Source organism: Oceanicola sp. S124 (assembly GCF_000220565.1).
Classification (GTDB): domain Bacteria; phylum Pseudomonadota; class Alphaproteobacteria; order Rhodobacterales; family Rhodobacteraceae; genus Pseudooceanicola.
Genome location: NZ_AFPM01000241.1, coordinates 1 through 14945 on the forward strand (window position 1 = coordinate 1; position 14945 = coordinate 14945).

Annotated in this window: 12 protein-coding genes; 2 read left to right on the plus strand and 10 right to left on the minus strand. The window is 66.7% G+C overall.

What is annotated here, in order from left to right:
- Positions 1-247: 247 nt before the first annotated feature.
- The 9 genes from OS124_RS26180 to OS124_RS0116720 form a co-directional block, all read right to left on the minus strand.
- On the minus strand, positions 248-2353 hold the full coding sequence (locus OS124_RS26180; RefSeq protein WP_010140953.1) for a methyl-accepting chemotaxis protein: 2106 nt from the start codon (positions 2351-2353) through the stop codon (positions 248-250).
- A 3-nt stretch (positions 2354-2356) separates the two neighbouring features.
- A complete protein-coding gene (locus OS124_RS0116685) occupies positions 2357-3268 on the minus strand; it encodes a hypothetical protein (RefSeq protein WP_138919575.1) in 912 nt (303 codons plus the stop codon).
- A gap of 146 nt (positions 3269-3414) precedes the next feature.
- A complete protein-coding gene (locus OS124_RS0116690) occupies positions 3415-4770 on the minus strand; it encodes an FGGY-family carbohydrate kinase (RefSeq protein WP_010140955.1) in 1356 nt (451 codons plus the stop codon).
- Positions 4767-5081, minus strand: a complete 315-nt coding sequence (gene rhaM, locus OS124_RS0116695) for an L-rhamnose mutarotase (RefSeq protein WP_010140956.1) — start codon at positions 5079-5081, stop codon at positions 4767-4769. The genes OS124_RS0116690 and rhaM overlap by 4 nt, the downstream gene beginning before the upstream one ends.
- 23 nt (positions 5082-5104) lie before the next feature.
- Positions 5105-6124 carry an ABC transporter permease gene (locus tag OS124_RS0116700; protein ID WP_010140958.1) on the minus strand — a complete coding sequence of 340 codons (1020 nt, stop codon included), beginning with the start codon at positions 6122-6124 and terminating at the stop codon, positions 5105-5107.
- The gene (locus tag OS124_RS0116705; RefSeq protein WP_010140959.1) at positions 6121-7098 is read right to left on the minus strand and encodes an ABC transporter permease; all 978 of its coding nucleotides are present in this window, start codon (positions 7096-7098) and stop codon (positions 6121-6123) included. Before OS124_RS0116705 ends, OS124_RS0116700 begins: the two co-directional genes overlap by 4 nt.
- Positions 7095-8630, minus strand: a complete 1536-nt coding sequence (locus tag OS124_RS0116710; RefSeq protein ID WP_010140960.1) for a sugar ABC transporter ATP-binding protein — start codon at positions 8628-8630, stop codon at positions 7095-7097. The genes OS124_RS0116705 and OS124_RS0116710 overlap by 4 nt, the downstream gene beginning before the upstream one ends.
- Positions 8631-8703: 73 nt before the next feature.
- Entirely contained in the window at positions 8704-9693 is a 990-nt protein-coding gene (rhaS, locus tag OS124_RS0116715) for a rhamnose ABC transporter substrate-binding protein (RefSeq protein WP_010140961.1), read from the minus strand.
- A gap of 45 nt (positions 9694-9738) precedes the next feature.
- The gene (locus OS124_RS0116720; RefSeq protein WP_010140962.1) at positions 9739-10539 is read right to left on the minus strand and encodes a DeoR/GlpR family DNA-binding transcription regulator; all 801 of its coding nucleotides are present in this window, start codon (positions 10537-10539) and stop codon (positions 9739-9741) included.
- A 191-nt stretch (positions 10540-10730) separates the two neighbouring features.
- Between OS124_RS0116720 and OS124_RS0116725 the strand changes: the two genes are divergently transcribed.
- Positions 10731-12827 carry a bifunctional rhamnulose-1-phosphate aldolase/short-chain dehydrogenase gene (locus OS124_RS0116725; RefSeq protein WP_010140963.1) on the plus strand — a complete coding sequence of 699 codons (2097 nt, stop codon included), beginning with the start codon at positions 10731-10733 and terminating at the stop codon, positions 12825-12827.
- Positions 12828-12951: 124 nt separating this feature from the next.
- The gene (gene rhaI, locus OS124_RS0116730; protein ID WP_010140964.1) at positions 12952-14226 is read left to right on the plus strand and encodes an L-rhamnose catabolism isomerase; all 1275 of its coding nucleotides are present in this window, start codon (positions 12952-12954) and stop codon (positions 14224-14226) included.
- A 51-nt stretch (positions 14227-14277) separates the two neighbouring features.
- Here rhaI and OS124_RS25025 read toward each other — a convergent pair.
- The coding region (locus tag OS124_RS25025; protein WP_010140965.1) for a M48 family metalloprotease at positions 14278-14945 on the minus strand (668 nt) is incomplete at its 5' end.

A 14945-nucleotide genomic window follows, 5' to 3' on the forward strand; every position in this document is an offset into this window, starting at 1 on the left:
GACTTCTGACTTCTGACTTCTGACTTCTGACTTCTGACTTCTGACTTCTGACTGGGCCTGATCCAATGCCATTCCCTTGGCAACAGCGGAGCCCTGTAAAAATCCTGCCCGCGCCCCTTTCGCCAGCAAAGCGCGGCCCGAGCCGGTCGCACCGCGGCGCAAGTCGACTGCCGGTCGCCCAGGGCACGAACTCCGCCCGGGTCTTTGCGTCGCCTGACAGCGACAGCGCCTTCGTCAAATCCCGAGATCAGGCCACGTTCTCAGAGCCTCTCTCGCCGGCAGCGCCGTCCACCACCGCCAGATGTTCCGCCCCCGATATGCGGAACTGACCGACAGCCGAGATCAGCGCCGAGGTGTCCCCCTTCATGGCTGCCGTGGCAGCACTGGTTTCCTCGAACATTGCGGCATTTTCCTGAGTGTCCGCATCGATGTTGCTCATCACCTTGCCGATTCCGTCGATATCCTCGGACTGCTTGAGAGCAGCCCCCGAGATCTCGCCGACGAGGGATGCGATCTGGGTGACCGACTGGCTCATCTCTCCGAGGGCGCTGCCGACACGGTCCACATGGACGACGCCATCGGCAATCTGGCCGACGCTGGTGGCGATCAGCCCGCCGATCTCGCTCGCGGCCTCCTTCGAGCGCTGTGCCAGGGCCCGTACCTCCTGCGCCACCACGGCGAAGCCCCGACCGCTTTCGCCGGCCCGCGCCGCCTCGACCCCGGCATTCAGCGCCAGCAGGTTGGTCTGGAAGGCTATGCCGTCGATCACCCCGATGATCTTCTCGATCGCCTGAGACGAGCCTTCGATGTCGCGCATGACCTCGACCGCGCGGGCGACGATGCGGTCGCTTGCCTCGGTCTGACCGCGGGTTTCCAGCGCCAAAGCGTTGGCATTCGACGCATTCTCGGCAGTCTCGCGCACCAGCTTGGTGATCGAATCGATCCAGGTCGAGGTCTCGCCGATCCGATGCGCGGTCCGCTCGGTGCGCGCCGCAAGTTCGGTCGCAGCGCTCTCGATCTCGGCATTGGCATGATCGACCCCACTCGAGATCCCCAGGATTTCGCGCATCAGCGCCTCAAGACGCTCGACCGCCGCATTGAAGTCACGGCGCAACCGGTCGTAGTCGCCCTCGAAGACCTCGGTGATCCGACAGGTCAGATCGCCATTGGCCAGCCCCGAAAGCCCCCGCGCAAGACTGTCGACCACGCGCTGCTGCTCGAGCGCGCGCGCGGCCCGCTCGGCCTCGGCAGCGGCCTCCATCTCGGCCTTCTCGGCTGCGCGACGCGCCTCCGCCGCACGGTCCCGCTCTGCCGCCTCTGCGTCGCGCTGGCGCTGCGCCTCTGCCGCCAGCCGCTTTTCCTCGGCACGCTGCATCTCGGCGTCGCGTTCGCGCTGATCCCGCGCGGCGACCTCCTCTGCCATCCGTTGTCGCTCTACCTGCCCGAGGCGCAGGATCTCGAGGGTCCGGGCCATGCCGCCGATCTCGTCGCGGCGGCTGATCGCGGGCACCGCCACATCCGTCTGACCGGCACTGATCTCGCCCATGGCGGCGCGCAGGCGGCCAAGCGGGCGCAGGAGGTGCAAGAGTGTGAAGGCGATGCAGCCGGCCAGGACCAGCATGCCGGTGCCCAGCAGGGCCAGTGTCGCACGGCGCAAGGCGCGGCTGGCCCGGGCGTCCGCTTCGGCCCCGAAAGCCTTGCTCTTGCTCATGGCCAGGGCGGATTCCCCCGCCACGGCGCCGGTATAGACATGCGAGACCCGACCAAGCAGCTCCGCCACCGTGGCGCGCAGGGCGCTTTCCTCGAACAGAAGATTGGCCCGCGCGGCCTGGAAGTCGGCGCCTTCCATCAACCGCAACGTGCGGGCATTCGAGGCCAGGTAGAAGGCCATGTAGCGCGGCAGTTCCGTCGCCGTGCGCGAAAGATAGAGCGTCGCGCGCTCCAGCTCGGGCGTCAGCCCGTGGTGCGAGGCCATGAGGGTGCTGAAGGCCAGCATCGTGCCGTTGAAATCACGCGTCGCCTCGCCCAGCCGGCGGCGCAGTTCGACCATCTGCGCATGGTCCAGCCGGTTCTGCAACAAGCCGTCCTTCTGGGCGTCGGTCAGTGCCTGGGTCGCCTCGATGAGCAGCAGCAGGGCGCGCGTCGCCTCGCCGGAGACCTCGGCAAGCTGGTTCGCCTCTTCCGCGCGTTCACTGGACAGGACATTGGTTTGGTGCAGGGTGCGCGTGCCCTGACGGATCGACAGCAGGCCGATCGCGGAGAGCGCCAGCACCGGCACCAGCACCAGCATCAGCAGCTTCGGCAAGAGGCCCAGTCGCAGCCCCTGCGGCTGTGTGGTGACGACGCCGGTCATTGCCTAGCCCTCCGCCGCCGAGAGACCCGCCACCAGTTCCCGCGAGAGAGAGAGTGAATTCCAGACCTCGTTCGGGGTCATCCCCCCCTGGAACGGGGCGCGCGCCATCGGTTCGCGCCGGTTCGCCACCGCCTTCATCGCCGAGACCTCGGCCAGGATCACCGAAATTTCGTGGAGGACGTCGCCGGGGCGGATCGGCGCTGGCCGATCGTCGGGCAGGACCACCCCGCCCGGCACCGCGTAGCGGCCGGCCTCGCCCAGGCTGCGAAGGTCGGCCAGCAGGGCCTTTGCCTCGGCATAGGCATCGGCGGGCGTTCTCTGGACCAAAGCCATCATGTCGCGCGGATCGGGCTGCGACGTGGCGGGATTGCCCGACAGCAGCAGCAATTCGCCCCGCAGCGTTTCGGCCAGGCGGTAGACATCGTTCGGCACCACCGGCGGCAGACCAAGGGCATCCAGGGACGCGTCGATCTGGACCAGCCTGTTGTAGACATCCGTCGGGGTCTTGCCCGCCGGCAGGGCGACCTCTTCCAGGGGGTCCTCAAGGCCGTAGGCGCCATGCAGCCCATCCAGCCCGGCACGCAGGTGCTGCAAGACCTCAAGCACATCACCCGGCGTCACCTCCTTCACCGCGGGGGGCGGCAGCTGCTGCACATCCAGCCCGTTCACGAACCGCAGAACCTGAAGCTTCCGGTGCACTTCCCGCGCCTTCTGCAACACGTGCCGCGGTCTGCGCGGTGCCGTTTCGCGCGGCGCAGTGCCCGCATGCGAGAAGTTGGCAAGGTGCATGCGTTCAAGATCCAGCCAGATCTCTTCGGCCACCTGGTAGACATGACTTGGCGTGACCTGCTGGGCCAGCGCCGGCCCGGCGGGCAGAGCAAGGCAAAGGAGCAGCAGGAAGAGACGGGACAGCATCGGCGGCACCTCGGTCATCGCGGCAGACCGGGCGAAACTAGCCCCGAAGCCTGAAGCGAAGGTAACCGCCCCTCGCGACTGCCTCGGTTTTTTCCCGCAATTCTAGGCAAAGCCCCTTCAGGCTCGGGCGAAGCCCCTGCGGCCGCTCAAAGGGCGGCCCGCCAGTCTGCCGCATAGGCCGCCAGCCGGGGGTCGGCGGCGGCGACACGGCGGGGCGGCGGTGGCGCACCGGCGGGGCCGAAGAGCAGCGCCGCCCCGATCGAGGTGCCGGTCGCCGAGGCGCTGATCTCGACCCCTTCGGGCGAAAGCGCCGCCAGCATGGCAAGGTAGTCTGGGTTGCGCGCGAAGGGCCCCTCGACCACCACCGGGCCTTGGGCGCCGATCAGGTCAAGGCAGGTCCGGGTCATCAGCGCGAGGTAGAGCGAGAGGGCGTAGATGCGCTCTCCGTCCGTCGCCGGCGCGCCTGTCCAGCGGTGCCTGCGCCCGGCGAAGGGGCCGCTGTCAGAGACCACGGCGGGCAGCAGGCTGATCCGATCCGCCAGCACGCGGGCCCGGTCGGCCTCCGAGGGTTCGGCCGCGCTGCCGTCGCGGATCAGCTCGTATTCGCGCCCGCCCATGAAGCGGGACGAGGGCACCGGATCGCCCTGCGCCGAGACGTTGACCAGCACGTCGCGAGCCGGATCCAGCGCCACTTCGCGCCCCGCCACGGCCATGCAGATCACCCAGGTGCCGGTCGAGACGACCGAGAAGCCTCCCTGCCGCGCCTGCAGATGCGGCAGCAGCGAGGCGTTGCTGTCGTGGATGCCGCAGAGCACCGGGGTGTCGGGCGCCAGCCCGGTCTGCACGGCAACCTCGGTCGAGATCACGCCCAGCACGTCCGAGGCCTTGTGCGCCGACGCCAGCGCGCCTTCGATGCCAAGCGCTGCGGGCAGATCCGAGGGGCACCCCTGCCAGGGATCCCAGAGGTCGGTGTGGCAGCCCAGCGAAGAAACGTCGGTGGCGAAGCGCCCGGTCAGCCGGTAGCCCCAGTATTGCGGATAGGTCACGACGTGGGCGAGGCGCTCGCGCAGGCCCTCCTGCGTTTCCAGCAGCCAGTGCAGCTGCGCGCCGAGGTTCAGCCCCATGGGCAGCCGGGCCGATCCGGTCCGGGCGAAGGGCGGGCGCAGGGCATCGTAGGCTGCGGCCAGGTCGTCGGGACCTGAGTGCTCGTAGTCCAGCATCGGGCAGGCCAGCGCGCCTTCGCCGTCCAGCAGCACCGCCGAGGCACCATGGGTTGTGACGGAAATCCCGTCGATCCCGTGGCTTGCGTGGAAGGCCCTGAGGTGGGTCAGGAAGAAGTCCCAATGCCCCTCGAGGTCGAAATGCGGATAGGGCGGGCCGGGGCGGACGGTGTTGGGGCGGGTGACCACCGCGATCTCTTCCAGCCGCTCGGTATCGACCAGCGCCAGCTTGGCATTGGTCTTGCCGACGTCGATCACGGCCACGTGGCGGGCGGTACTCATGGCAGGTGGAACACCGTTTCAAGAGAGGTCTCGACGGGGCGATTGTCGGGGTGGGTCTCCATGATGTCGGCCATGTGGGCCCACCATCTCTTCATCACCGGATGCTCGGGCAGGGCGGCCATGCCGTGATCCTCGCGCCGCCAGAGCACGCCGAACAGCGCCCGCGTCTCGGGGTCGTAGTGGATCGAGTAATCCTCGACGCCCGCGTCCTTCAGCAGCGCCGACAGCTCGGGCCAGATCTCGTCATGGCGGCGGCGGTATTCGTCCAGCTGCCCCTCGTTCAGGGTCATGCGGAAGGCGATCTTTTCCATCCCGGGTACTTTCCTTGCAGGTGTCATCCGCGACCCCGGACCTTGGCCCAGAGGCGCGGCAGGGCGATGACCCCGATCAGCAGCAGGCCGATGAATATCGACATCACGATACCCGGCACGTTCAGCAGGCCAAGGCCGAAGGTCACCAGACCCATGACGAAGGCCGCGATCACCACTCCGGGGATGGACCCCGAGCCGCCAAGGATGTTGACCCCGCCAAGGACGACCATGGTGACGACCTCAAGCTCCATGCCGCTGGCGATGGAGGGCCGGGTCGAGCCAAGGCGCGAGGTCAGGCAGACCGCCGCCACGCCCGACATCAACCCGGTCAGCAGGAAGAGGATCATCTTCACCCGCGCCACCCGGATGCCCGAGAAGAGCGCGCCGGTGGCGTTGTTGCCAATGGCATAGACCGCGCGGCCGAAGTTGGTCTTGTGCAGCACCACGCCGTAGATCACCGCGAGGACGGCGAAGATCACCAGCTCGACCGAGATCACCCAGAAGGCATAGCCCTGCCCGAAGAAGGAGAAATCTGAGGGGTAGCCGCGGAAGGCACCATCGCCCAGCACGATATAGCTGATGCCGCGAAACAGGCTCATGGTGCCGATGGTCACGACGATGGACGGCAGGCCGAGCCGCGTCACCAGCACGCCGTTGAAGGCACCGCAGAGAAGGCCGGTGACAAGGCCCGTCGCCACGATGGCCGGCGTGCCGAACCCGGCCTCCATCACCAGCCCCATGGCCGTGGACGCCAGCGCGATGATCGAGGCGACGGACAGGTCGATCTCGCCCGCGATGATCAGCAGGGCCATGGCGAAGGCGATCATCGCCTTCTCGGTGAAGTTGAAGGTCGCGTCGGAGAGGTTCCAGGCGTTCAGGAAATAGGGCGAGGCGAAGGAATTCAGGATAAAGATCCCGATGGCCACCACCAGCAGCAGGCTTTCCCAGCTCTTCAGCTTGGCTTCCCAGGGGGCGCGCAACCGGTCAGGGACGGGGCCACGGCTGCGGGTTTCGGGGGCGGATGTGGTTTCGGCGAGGCTCATTGCGCGTGCTCCGCGGATTTCAGGATAACCCGGCCCTTGCTGCGACCTGCGCGGGCGTTGAAGGCGACGGCGATCAGGATCGCGGCGCCCGAGATGGCCAGCTGCCAGAAGGGCGAGATGTCGACCACCGGCAGGGCGTTCTTGACGATGCCCAGGAACATCGCCCCCAGCACGGTGCCAAGGACCGAGCCGACGCCGCCGGCAATCGAGATGCCACCGATGACGCAGGCCGCGACGACCTCAAGCTCGAACCCGCCGGCGATATCGACATAGGCGACGGCATAGCGGGCGATCCAGAGGTAGCCCGCCAGCCCGGCCAGCGCGCCCGAGATGACGAAGGCCAGGAACTGGGCGCGCCCGACGTTAAGGCCGGTGTAGACCGCCGCATGGGGGTTGCCGCCGACGGCGAAGAAGCTGCGGCCAAGCGCGGTGCGGGCCATCAGCAGGGCCATCAGCAGGGCGACGGCAAGGCCGATCCAGCCCATGACGGTCACGCCCAGGATGACCTGGCGCGGGAAGCCGGTGAAACTGGCGCTCATCTCATGCGCGTTGATCCACTGGCCGTCGGACAGCAGGAAGATCACGCCCCGGAAGATGGTCATGGTACCCAACGTCACCACGATGGGCGGGATCGCCAGTTTCCAGACCAGCAGGCCGTTGATGGCGCCAAGGGCGGCGCCCATGGTCAGCGCGATCAGGATGGTCAGCCCAACCGGCAGATCCGGCGCGGCCACGTTGATCATGGCGCAGACCATCCCGGTCAGCGCCAGGTTGGCGGCGACCGAGAGGTCGATGCAGCGGGTCAGGATGACCACCATCTGACCAAGCGCCAGGATCATCAGCGGCGTGGTATCGGAATAGACCGAGGCCAGGTTATGGGGCGTGATGAAGGCGGGGAAGCGGGTGGCGATCAGACCCAGCAGCAGCACGATGGCCGCCAGCAGGATCGCCTCGCGCGATTTGACGAAACTCATGCGGCTTCTCCTTTGACGCCGATGCCGGCGGCGTGGCGGACAAGGGTTTCCGGGGTCAGATCCTCGCCTTCCAGCTCGGCGGCGATGCGACCTTCGCGCATTACGATGACGCGGTCGGACATGCCGAGGATCTCGGGGATTTCCGAGCTGACCATGATCACTGACAGCCCCTCGGCGGCCAGTTCGGACATGAACTCATGCACGGCGGCCTTCGAGCCGATGTCGATGCCCTTGGTGGGCTCGTCGAGGATGATCACCTTGGGCCGCGTCGCCAGCCACTTGGCGATCACCACCTTCTGCTGGTTGCCGCCCGAGAGGCTGCCGACAGTGGTATCCAGAGAGGCCGCCCGCAGGTCCAACCGCTGGGTATACTGGCGGGTCAGGGCGAATTCCTCGGCCATGCGGATGAAACCGCGGTTCGAGGTCTCGCCGAGGCTGGGCAGGGTGACGTTCTGGAAGATCGGCAGGTCGAGGATGGCCCCCTGCTTTCCGCGATCCTCGGGGACATAGACGATGCCCGCCTCGATGGCCTCAGCGGGGGAGCGGATGACCTTCACGTGATCCTCCAGCTTCACCGCACCCTTGGAGGGTTTGGTGATGCCGATCAGGCTTTGCATGAACTCGGACCGGCCCGCGCCGACGAGGCCGTAGAAGCCCAGGATCTCGCCGCGGCGCAGGGTAAAGTTGATGTCCTCGAACTCGGTCGGGTGAGAATAGCCGACGACCTTCAGCACCTCGTCCCCGACCTGCGCGGCGCGCTTGGGGAAGATCTGGTCGACCGAACGGCCCACCATCATCTTCACCAGATCGCTTTCGCTGATCTCGTCGATGCGGCCCGCGCCGACGAACTGGCCATCGCGGAAGACGGTGTAGCGGTCGGAGATCCGGAAGATCTCATCGAACTTGTGAGAAATGAAGAGGATCGCCTTGCCCTGCGCCTTCAGCGTCTCGACCAGCTCGTAAAGCTCTTCAATCTCTTTCTGGGACAGCGCGGCGGTCGGCTCGTCCATGATCACCACGCGGGCCTCGACGGACAGCGCGCGACCGATGGCGACAAGGTGGCGCGAGGCGATGCCCAGATCCTTCAGCTTCACGCCGGGGTCGATCTCGGCCCCGATGGAGGCAAGGATCTCGCCGGCGCGGCGGCGCATCTGCGCGGTGTCAATCAGGCCGAAGCGGGTGCGGGGCGCATGACCGATGAAGATGTTCTCGGCCACGGTCAGCTCTTCGAAGAGCACCGTTTCCTGGTGGATCGCCGTGACACCAGCGCCCGAGGCCGCCTGGGCGGTCGGGAAGCTGACCGGCTGACCGTCCAGCAGGATCTGCCCGCCGTCGGGCTGGTAGATCCCCGTCAGGATCTTCACCACGGTCGATTTGCCCGCGCCGTTCTCGCCGATCAGCGAGGTCACCTGACCCGCGTGCAGCTCAAGCTGCACCTGGTCCAGCGCGGTCACGCCCGGGAATGTCTTGATGATGCGGTCCAGCGCAAGGACAGCCCCCTGCGCCGCGACCGGCCCTTGGCCAGTGCCCATGATCGGCCCCGTCTGATTGTGGGGTGGGATGGACCGGGCGGCGGTCACGCGCCGCCCGGGGATCAACGAGAGATCAGAAGATGCTCTTGAACTCGTCGATGTTGGTCTCGTCGTAGACGAAGGGATCGGCCATGGCGGCAGAGCCGGTCTCGTCCAGCGTGACAGAGCCCATGCGGCCGATCTCGATCTCGGCGCCCGGGGCGGCTTCGACATCACCCTTGGCGAGGTGATAGGCCATCATGGTGGCCGAATAGCCCAGGTCGATCGGGTTCCAGATGGCGAAGGACTTGGACGCGCCGCTCTCGATGGCACCGGCCATCTCGGAGGGCAGGCCCAGGCCGGTCACGTTGACCTGGCCCACCTTGCCGGCGTCGACCACGGCCTGCGCCGCGGCCACGATGCCGACCGAGGTCGGCGCGATGATCGCATCCAGATCCGGGTAGGACTGCATCAGGCCCTGGGCCTCGCGGTAGGACTTGTCGGCCAGGTCGTCGCCATAGACGGTGCCCACGACGTTGATGCCGGGATAATTCGGCAGCACCTTGGTCATTTCCTCGATCCAGATGTTCTGGTTGGTCGAGGTGGTGGTGGCGGAGAGCACGGCCACGTCGCCGCCCTCGGGCAGCTCATCGGCGGCCAGCTTGACGATCATGTTGCCGATCAGCGCGTTGGACGAGGGGTTCAGGTGGGCCTGGCGGCCATCCTCGGCAACGCCCGAATCCCACGAGATCACGGTGATGCCGCGCTGCATGGCCTTCTTCAGGGTCGGCACCAGCGCGTCGGTGTCATTGGCCGAAACGGCAATGGCGTCGACCTGCTGGGCGATCAGGGCGTTGATCACCTCGATCTGGCCTTCGGCGGTGGTGTCGGTGGGGCCGGTGTAGATGATCTCGACATCGCCCAGCTCGGATGCGGCCTCTTCGGCGCCCTTGGCGGCGGCCTCGAAGAAGCCGATGCCCAGAGCCTTGACGACCAGCGCGATGCGCATGTCCTCGGCAGCCGCGGGCCCGGCGAAAAGTCCCGCCGCGACGGCGGCGCTGGTCAGCAGTTTTGCAAGTTTCATGATGGATCTCCTCCCTGAATTACCATCGGTGTCGCGGCCCCTCCTCTATGAAGCCGCCTCCTCTCGCGTGCCGCTCGACGGCGCCACGATAAGCTTGATGTCCGCGCCTTCCACCATGGCCGCGGCGCGGTCGCTGATCCCCTCGTCGGTGATCAGCACGTCAATCTCTTCGAGCGGGCAGAGCACGAGGCTCGACCGGCTCTCGAACTTGCTGGAATCGACCAGCAGCACCAGTTCGTCCGCCTGGCCGATCAGCTTCTGCTCGGCCTGGATGATCAGCGGATCGGCCTCCATCACCCCCAGCGGACCGACCCCCTGCGCGCCCATGAACAGGCGGCGGGCGCAGAAGTTGCGCGTCACGTCGTTCTCGAAGGGCGACAGGACGATGTTCTGTTCGCGATAGATCACTCCGCCCGAGATGAGCACCGAGTTCTTCGAGTGCTTCAGCAGGTGTTCGGCAATGGGAAAGGAGTTGGTGAAGACCTGGCAGCGGCGGGTGGCCAGCGGATGCACCATCTGGAAGGTGGTCGTGCCGCCGTTGATGATGATCGCATCGCCCTCGTCGCACAGCTCGACCGCCGCGCGGGCGATGGCCTGCTTCTGACGCGCATGCAGGGTCTGGTTGACCGAGAACGGACGGCCCGCAAGGCCCGGAAACTGGTTCGGTGCCAGGGCCTCGGCCCCGCCCCGCACCCGGCGCAGCTTCTTGGCGACATGCAGCGCGGCGATATCGCGGCGCACCGTCGCCTCGGAGGCCCCGGTCAGCCCGCAGAGATCCGCCACGGTCACGACCGGCCGGTCCTGAACCGCTGACAGAATGATCCCGTGGCGTTCCTTCTCGTGCATGTCTTCCTCCCGTTCCGATCAGCTTGCCGTGCATATTCGATCATTGTCAATCACGAATTCACGTTTCAATCATCTCGCAGTCGCGGCATGAGCGAAGTTGATCATTGTTGATTGACAATCTGCGACCACCTGCGCAATCTCGCCCTGAAATGGGCCGGGAATCCAGCCCGGAGGAGAGTGGAGGAGAATTCATGACAACCGCATCGACGCGGCTCGTCTCCCTGTGGGACGACGCCAAGGCCCAGGGGATGAGCGAGCCCGAAAAGCTGCTCTATCGCTCCAACCTTCTGGGCTCGGACAAGCGGGTCACCAACTACGGTGGTGGCAATACCTCCTGCAAGTGCCAGGAGGTCGATCCGCTGACCGGCGGCGAGGCCGAGGTGCTTTGGGTCAAGGGCTCGGGCGGGGATGTCGGCACCATCAGGATGGACGGTTTCGCCACGCTCTACATGGACAAGATGCGGGCCCTGAAGGGCAAGTATCGCGGTGTCGAGTTCGAAGACGAGATGGTCGGCTACCTGCCGCACTGCACCTTCAACCTGAACCCCCGCGCCGCCTCCATCGACACGCCGCTGCACGCCTATGTGCCGAAAGCCCACGTCGACCACATGCACCCCGATGCGATCATCGCCATCGCCGCCTCGAAGAACTCGAAAGAGCTGACGCAGGAGATCTTCGGTGACGAGATCGGCTGGCTGCCCTGGAAGAAGCCCGGCTACGAGCTGGGCCTGTGGCTGGAGGACTTCTGCCTGAAGAACCCCGACGCAAAGGGCGTGGTGCTGGAAAGCCACGGGCTGTTCACCTGGGATGACGATGCCAAGGCCTGCTACGAGCTGACGCTGGAGATCATCAACAAGGCCATCGCCTATTTCGAGGAAAAGACCGCAGGCGTGCCCGCCTTCGGTGGCGCGATCCACGAAAGCCTCGCCCCGGCGGCGCGCCGCGAAGTGGCCGCCAGGCTGATGCCCGCCATCCGTGGCTTCGTCTCGGGCCAGCAGCACATGGTCGGCAACTTCGAGGACAGCGAGACGGTGCTGGACTTCGTGAACGCCCGCGACATGCCCGCGCTGGCGGCGCTTGGCACCTCCTGCCCCGACCACTTCCTGCGCACGAAGATCCGTCCGCTGGTGGTCGACTTCGATCCGGCGACGAACAATATCGACGCCGTGCTGGAAGGGCTCGAGACCCAGATCGCCGCCTACCGCGACGACTACGCCGCCTATTACGAGCGCTGCAAGCATGACGACAGCCCGGCCCTGCGCGACCCCAATGCGGTGGTCTACCTGGTCCCCGGCGTCGGCATGATCACCTTCGCCAAGGACAAGGCCACGGCGCGGATCTCTGGCGAGTTCTACGTCAACGCGATCAACGTGATGCGCGGCGCCTCCTCGGTCAGCGAATACGTCGGCCTGCCGGAACAGGAAGCCTTCGACATCGAGTACTGGCTGCTCGAAGAGGCCAAGCTGCAGCGCATGCCCAGGCCCAAGTCGCTTGCGGGCCGCGTCGCCATGGTCACCGGCGGTGCGGGAGGCATCGGCACGGCCACGGCGGAACGCTACCTTGCCGAAGGCGCCTGCGTGGTGCTGGCCGACATCAGCGAAGACAGCCTGAACGCCACGAAGGACGCCCTGACCGCCAGCTACGGCAAGGACGTCATCCGCTCGGTTATCATGGATGTCACCGACGAAGCCGCCGTGGCCCGCGCCTACGCGGAAACCTCGGTCGAATTCGGCGGCGTCGATATCCTGGTTTCCAACGCCGGCATCGCCTCCTCGGCCCCGGTCGAGGACACCACGCTGGCGCTGTGGAACAAGAACATGGAGATCCTCTCCACCGGCTACTTCCTCGTCTCGCGCGAAGCCTTCAAGCTGATGCGCGTGCAGGGGATGGGCGGCGCCATCGTCTTCGTCGCCTCCAAGAACGGCCTCGCGGCCTCGCCCAATGCCTCGGCCTACTGCACCGCCAAGGCGAGCGAGATCCACCTGGCCCGCTGCCTGGCACTGGAAGGCGCCGAGGCCGGAATCCGCGTCAACGTGGTCAACCCCGACGCGGTGCTGCGCGGCTCCAAGATCTGGGAAGGTGAATGGCTGGACCAGCGCGCCTCGACCTACGGCACCGACAAGGCGGGACTGGAGGAGATGTACCGCAACCGCTCGATGCTGAAGCGCTCGGTCCTGCCCGAGGATATCGCCGAGGCGGCCTATTTCCTGGCCTCCGACCTGTCGGCGAAATCCACCGGCAACATCCTCAACGTCGACGCCGGCAACGTGCAGGCCTTCACGCGCTGACACCGGACGGGGCACCCCTTGCCCCCATCTGATGGCTGAAAATACTGCGGGGGAGTCGGCGCAAGCCGACGGGGCACGCGCCCCCCCCGGCCAGCAACAGGCGGCACCCCGCCCGGGAGGACCCATGATCACCAAGGACATTATCGAGGCCCAGAACGCCCCCCGCGCGGCGGATCTCGAAACCGACTACGCCGCCCTCGGCGCGCGTCTCGCCCGCAACGGCATCGAAATCGACGACCTGCTGGCCCGTGCCAGGGCCTTCGAGGTCGCCGTGCCCTCCTGGGGCACCGGCACCGGCGGCACCCGTTTTGCCCGCTTCCCGGGTGGCGGCGAACCAGCCAACATCTTCGACAAGCTGGATGACTGCGGCGTCATCCATGGCCTCACGCAGGCCACCCCGCGCGTCTCGCTGCATATCCCCTGGGACAAGGCCGCCCCCGCCGACCTCCTTGCGAAGGCCGAGGAACAGGGCCTCGGCTTTGACGCGATGAACTCCAACACCTTCCAGGACCAGCCCGACCAGGCGCATAGCTACAAGTTCGGCTCGCTCTCGCATGTCGATGCGGCGACCCGCGCCCAGGCCATCGAGCACAACCTGGAATGCATCGAGATCGGCCGGACCATCGGCTCGAAGGCGCTGACCGTCTGGATCGGCGATGGCGCCAACTTCCCCGGCCAGACCCACATGAGCCGCCAGTTCGACCGCTACCTGGCCTCGATGAAGGAAATCTACGCCGGCCTGCCCGACGACTGGCGCATCTTCTCGGAACACAAGATCTACGAGCCCGCCTTCTATTCCACCGTGGTGCAGGACTGGGGCACGTCGCTGCTGACCGCGCAGGAGCTGGGCGAAAAGGCCATGTGCCTCGTCGACCTGGGCCACCATGCGCCCAACGTGAACATCGAGATGATCGTCTCGCGCCTGATCCGCGCGGGCAAGCTGGGCGGCTTCCACTTCAACGACAGCAAGTACGGTGACGATGACCTCGATTCGGGCACCATCGAGCCCTACCGCCTGTTCCTCGTGTGGGACGAGTTGGTGGATGCCGAAGCCACCCCCGGCCTCGACCTTGCCCACATGATCGACCAGAGCCACAACGTGACGGACCCGATCGAAAGCCTGATGATCTCGGCCATGGAGATCCAGCGCGCCTTCGTGCAGGCCTCCCTCGTCGACCGGGTGGCGCTGGCGGGCTACCAGGAGGAGAACGACGCGCTGATGGCCTCGGCCACCCTGCGCGCGGCCTTCCGCACCGATGTGGAACCGATCCTCGCCATGGCCCGAATGCAGAGCGGCGGCGCCATCGACCCGGTGGCTACCTACCGTGCCTCGGGCTACCGCGCAAAGGTCAGCGAAAGCCGTCCCGTGGTCTCAGGTGCCGGCGGCGGCATCGTGTAGGGAAAGCGGCCGCGCCTGACCGGGCGCGGCCGTCCGACCTCTCGCGGCGCGCTACTGGCCCGCCTTGCGCGCCAGGGCCTGCTGCGACCGGATCTGGTCCATCGTTGCCAGCACCATGGCCATGCGCTTTTCGTCCGGTGGGTGAGTACCCCAGAAGCTGAGCTGACCGCCGCCCGACCGCGCCGCCTCGTCGCGGGCGAAGAACTGCGCGCCCTTCACCGGGTCATACCCCGCCGCATGGGCAATCCGCGTGCCCAGCATGTCGCTCTCCAGCTCGTAGGTCTGGGAATAGGCGCGCTGACCGATCATCATCCCCAGCTCCATGCTGTTCTCGACCGCGGTGGAATCGTAGTAGCCCCCCGCCGCAGCGGCCTGGCTGTTCGCCGCCGCCGTGATGACCCCGAGAATCAGCGCGCCGGCGAGGGCCTGCTGCTGCCCCTTCTGGATGTGCTGCCCGATCAGGTGGCCATACTCATGGCCCAGGATGAAAGCCACCTCGTCGTCGCTGGCCGTGTCCTGCAGCATCGGCACCGTGAAGCGGATCACCGGAGACCGGTTCCGCGCCGGATCCTCGTAGGTGAAATAGGCATTGCGTTGCTGCATCTCGCGATCCAGCTCAAGCTTCACGTTGCAGTCCACCTTCTTGCCCTGGGCCAGCTCGCTCTCGCAGAGCTGCCGGGCCACGGGCTCGACCCGGCGGGCGACACGCTGGAAGCGTT

Bases quoted from the DNA above. Each gene is read 5' to 3' on its own strand.
- OS124_RS0116685 (WP_138919575.1), bottom strand. From the start codon at position 3,268: ATGCTGTCCCGTCTCTTCCTGCTGCTCCTTTGCCTTGCTCTGCCCGCC.
- OS124_RS26180 (WP_010140953.1), bottom strand. From the start codon at position 2,353: ATGACCGGCGTCGTCACCACACAGCCGCAGGGGCTGCGACTGGGCCTC.
- rhaM (WP_010140956.1), bottom strand. From the start codon at position 5,081: ATGGAAAAGATCGCCTTCCGCATGACCCTGAACGAGGGGCAGCTGGAC.
- rhaS (WP_010140961.1), bottom strand. From the start codon at position 9,693: ATGAAACTTGCAAAACTGCTGACCAGCGCCGCCGTCGCGGCGGGACTT.
- OS124_RS0116690 (WP_010140955.1), bottom strand. From the start codon at position 4,770: ATGAGTACCGCCCGCCACGTGGCCGTGATCGACGTCGGCAAGACCAAT.
- OS124_RS0116720 (WP_010140962.1), bottom strand. From the start codon at position 10,539: ATGCACGAGAAGGAACGCCACGGGATCATTCTGTCAGCGGTTCAGGAC.
- OS124_RS0116710 (WP_010140960.1), bottom strand. From the start codon at position 8,630: ATGGGCACTGGCCAAGGGCCGGTCGCGGCGCAGGGGGCTGTCCTTGCG.
- OS124_RS0116705 (WP_010140959.1), bottom strand. From the start codon at position 7,098: ATGAGTTTCGTCAAATCGCGCGAGGCGATCCTGCTGGCGGCCATCGTG.
- OS124_RS0116725 (WP_010140963.1), top strand. From the start codon at position 10,731: ATGACAACCGCATCGACGCGGCTCGTCTCCCTGTGGGACGACGCCAAG.
- OS124_RS0116700 (WP_010140958.1), bottom strand. From the start codon at position 6,124: ATGAGCCTCGCCGAAACCACATCCGCCCCCGAAACCCGCAGCCGTGGC.
- rhaI (WP_010140964.1), top strand. From the start codon at position 12,952: ATGATCACCAAGGACATTATCGAGGCCCAGAACGCCCCCCGCGCGGCG.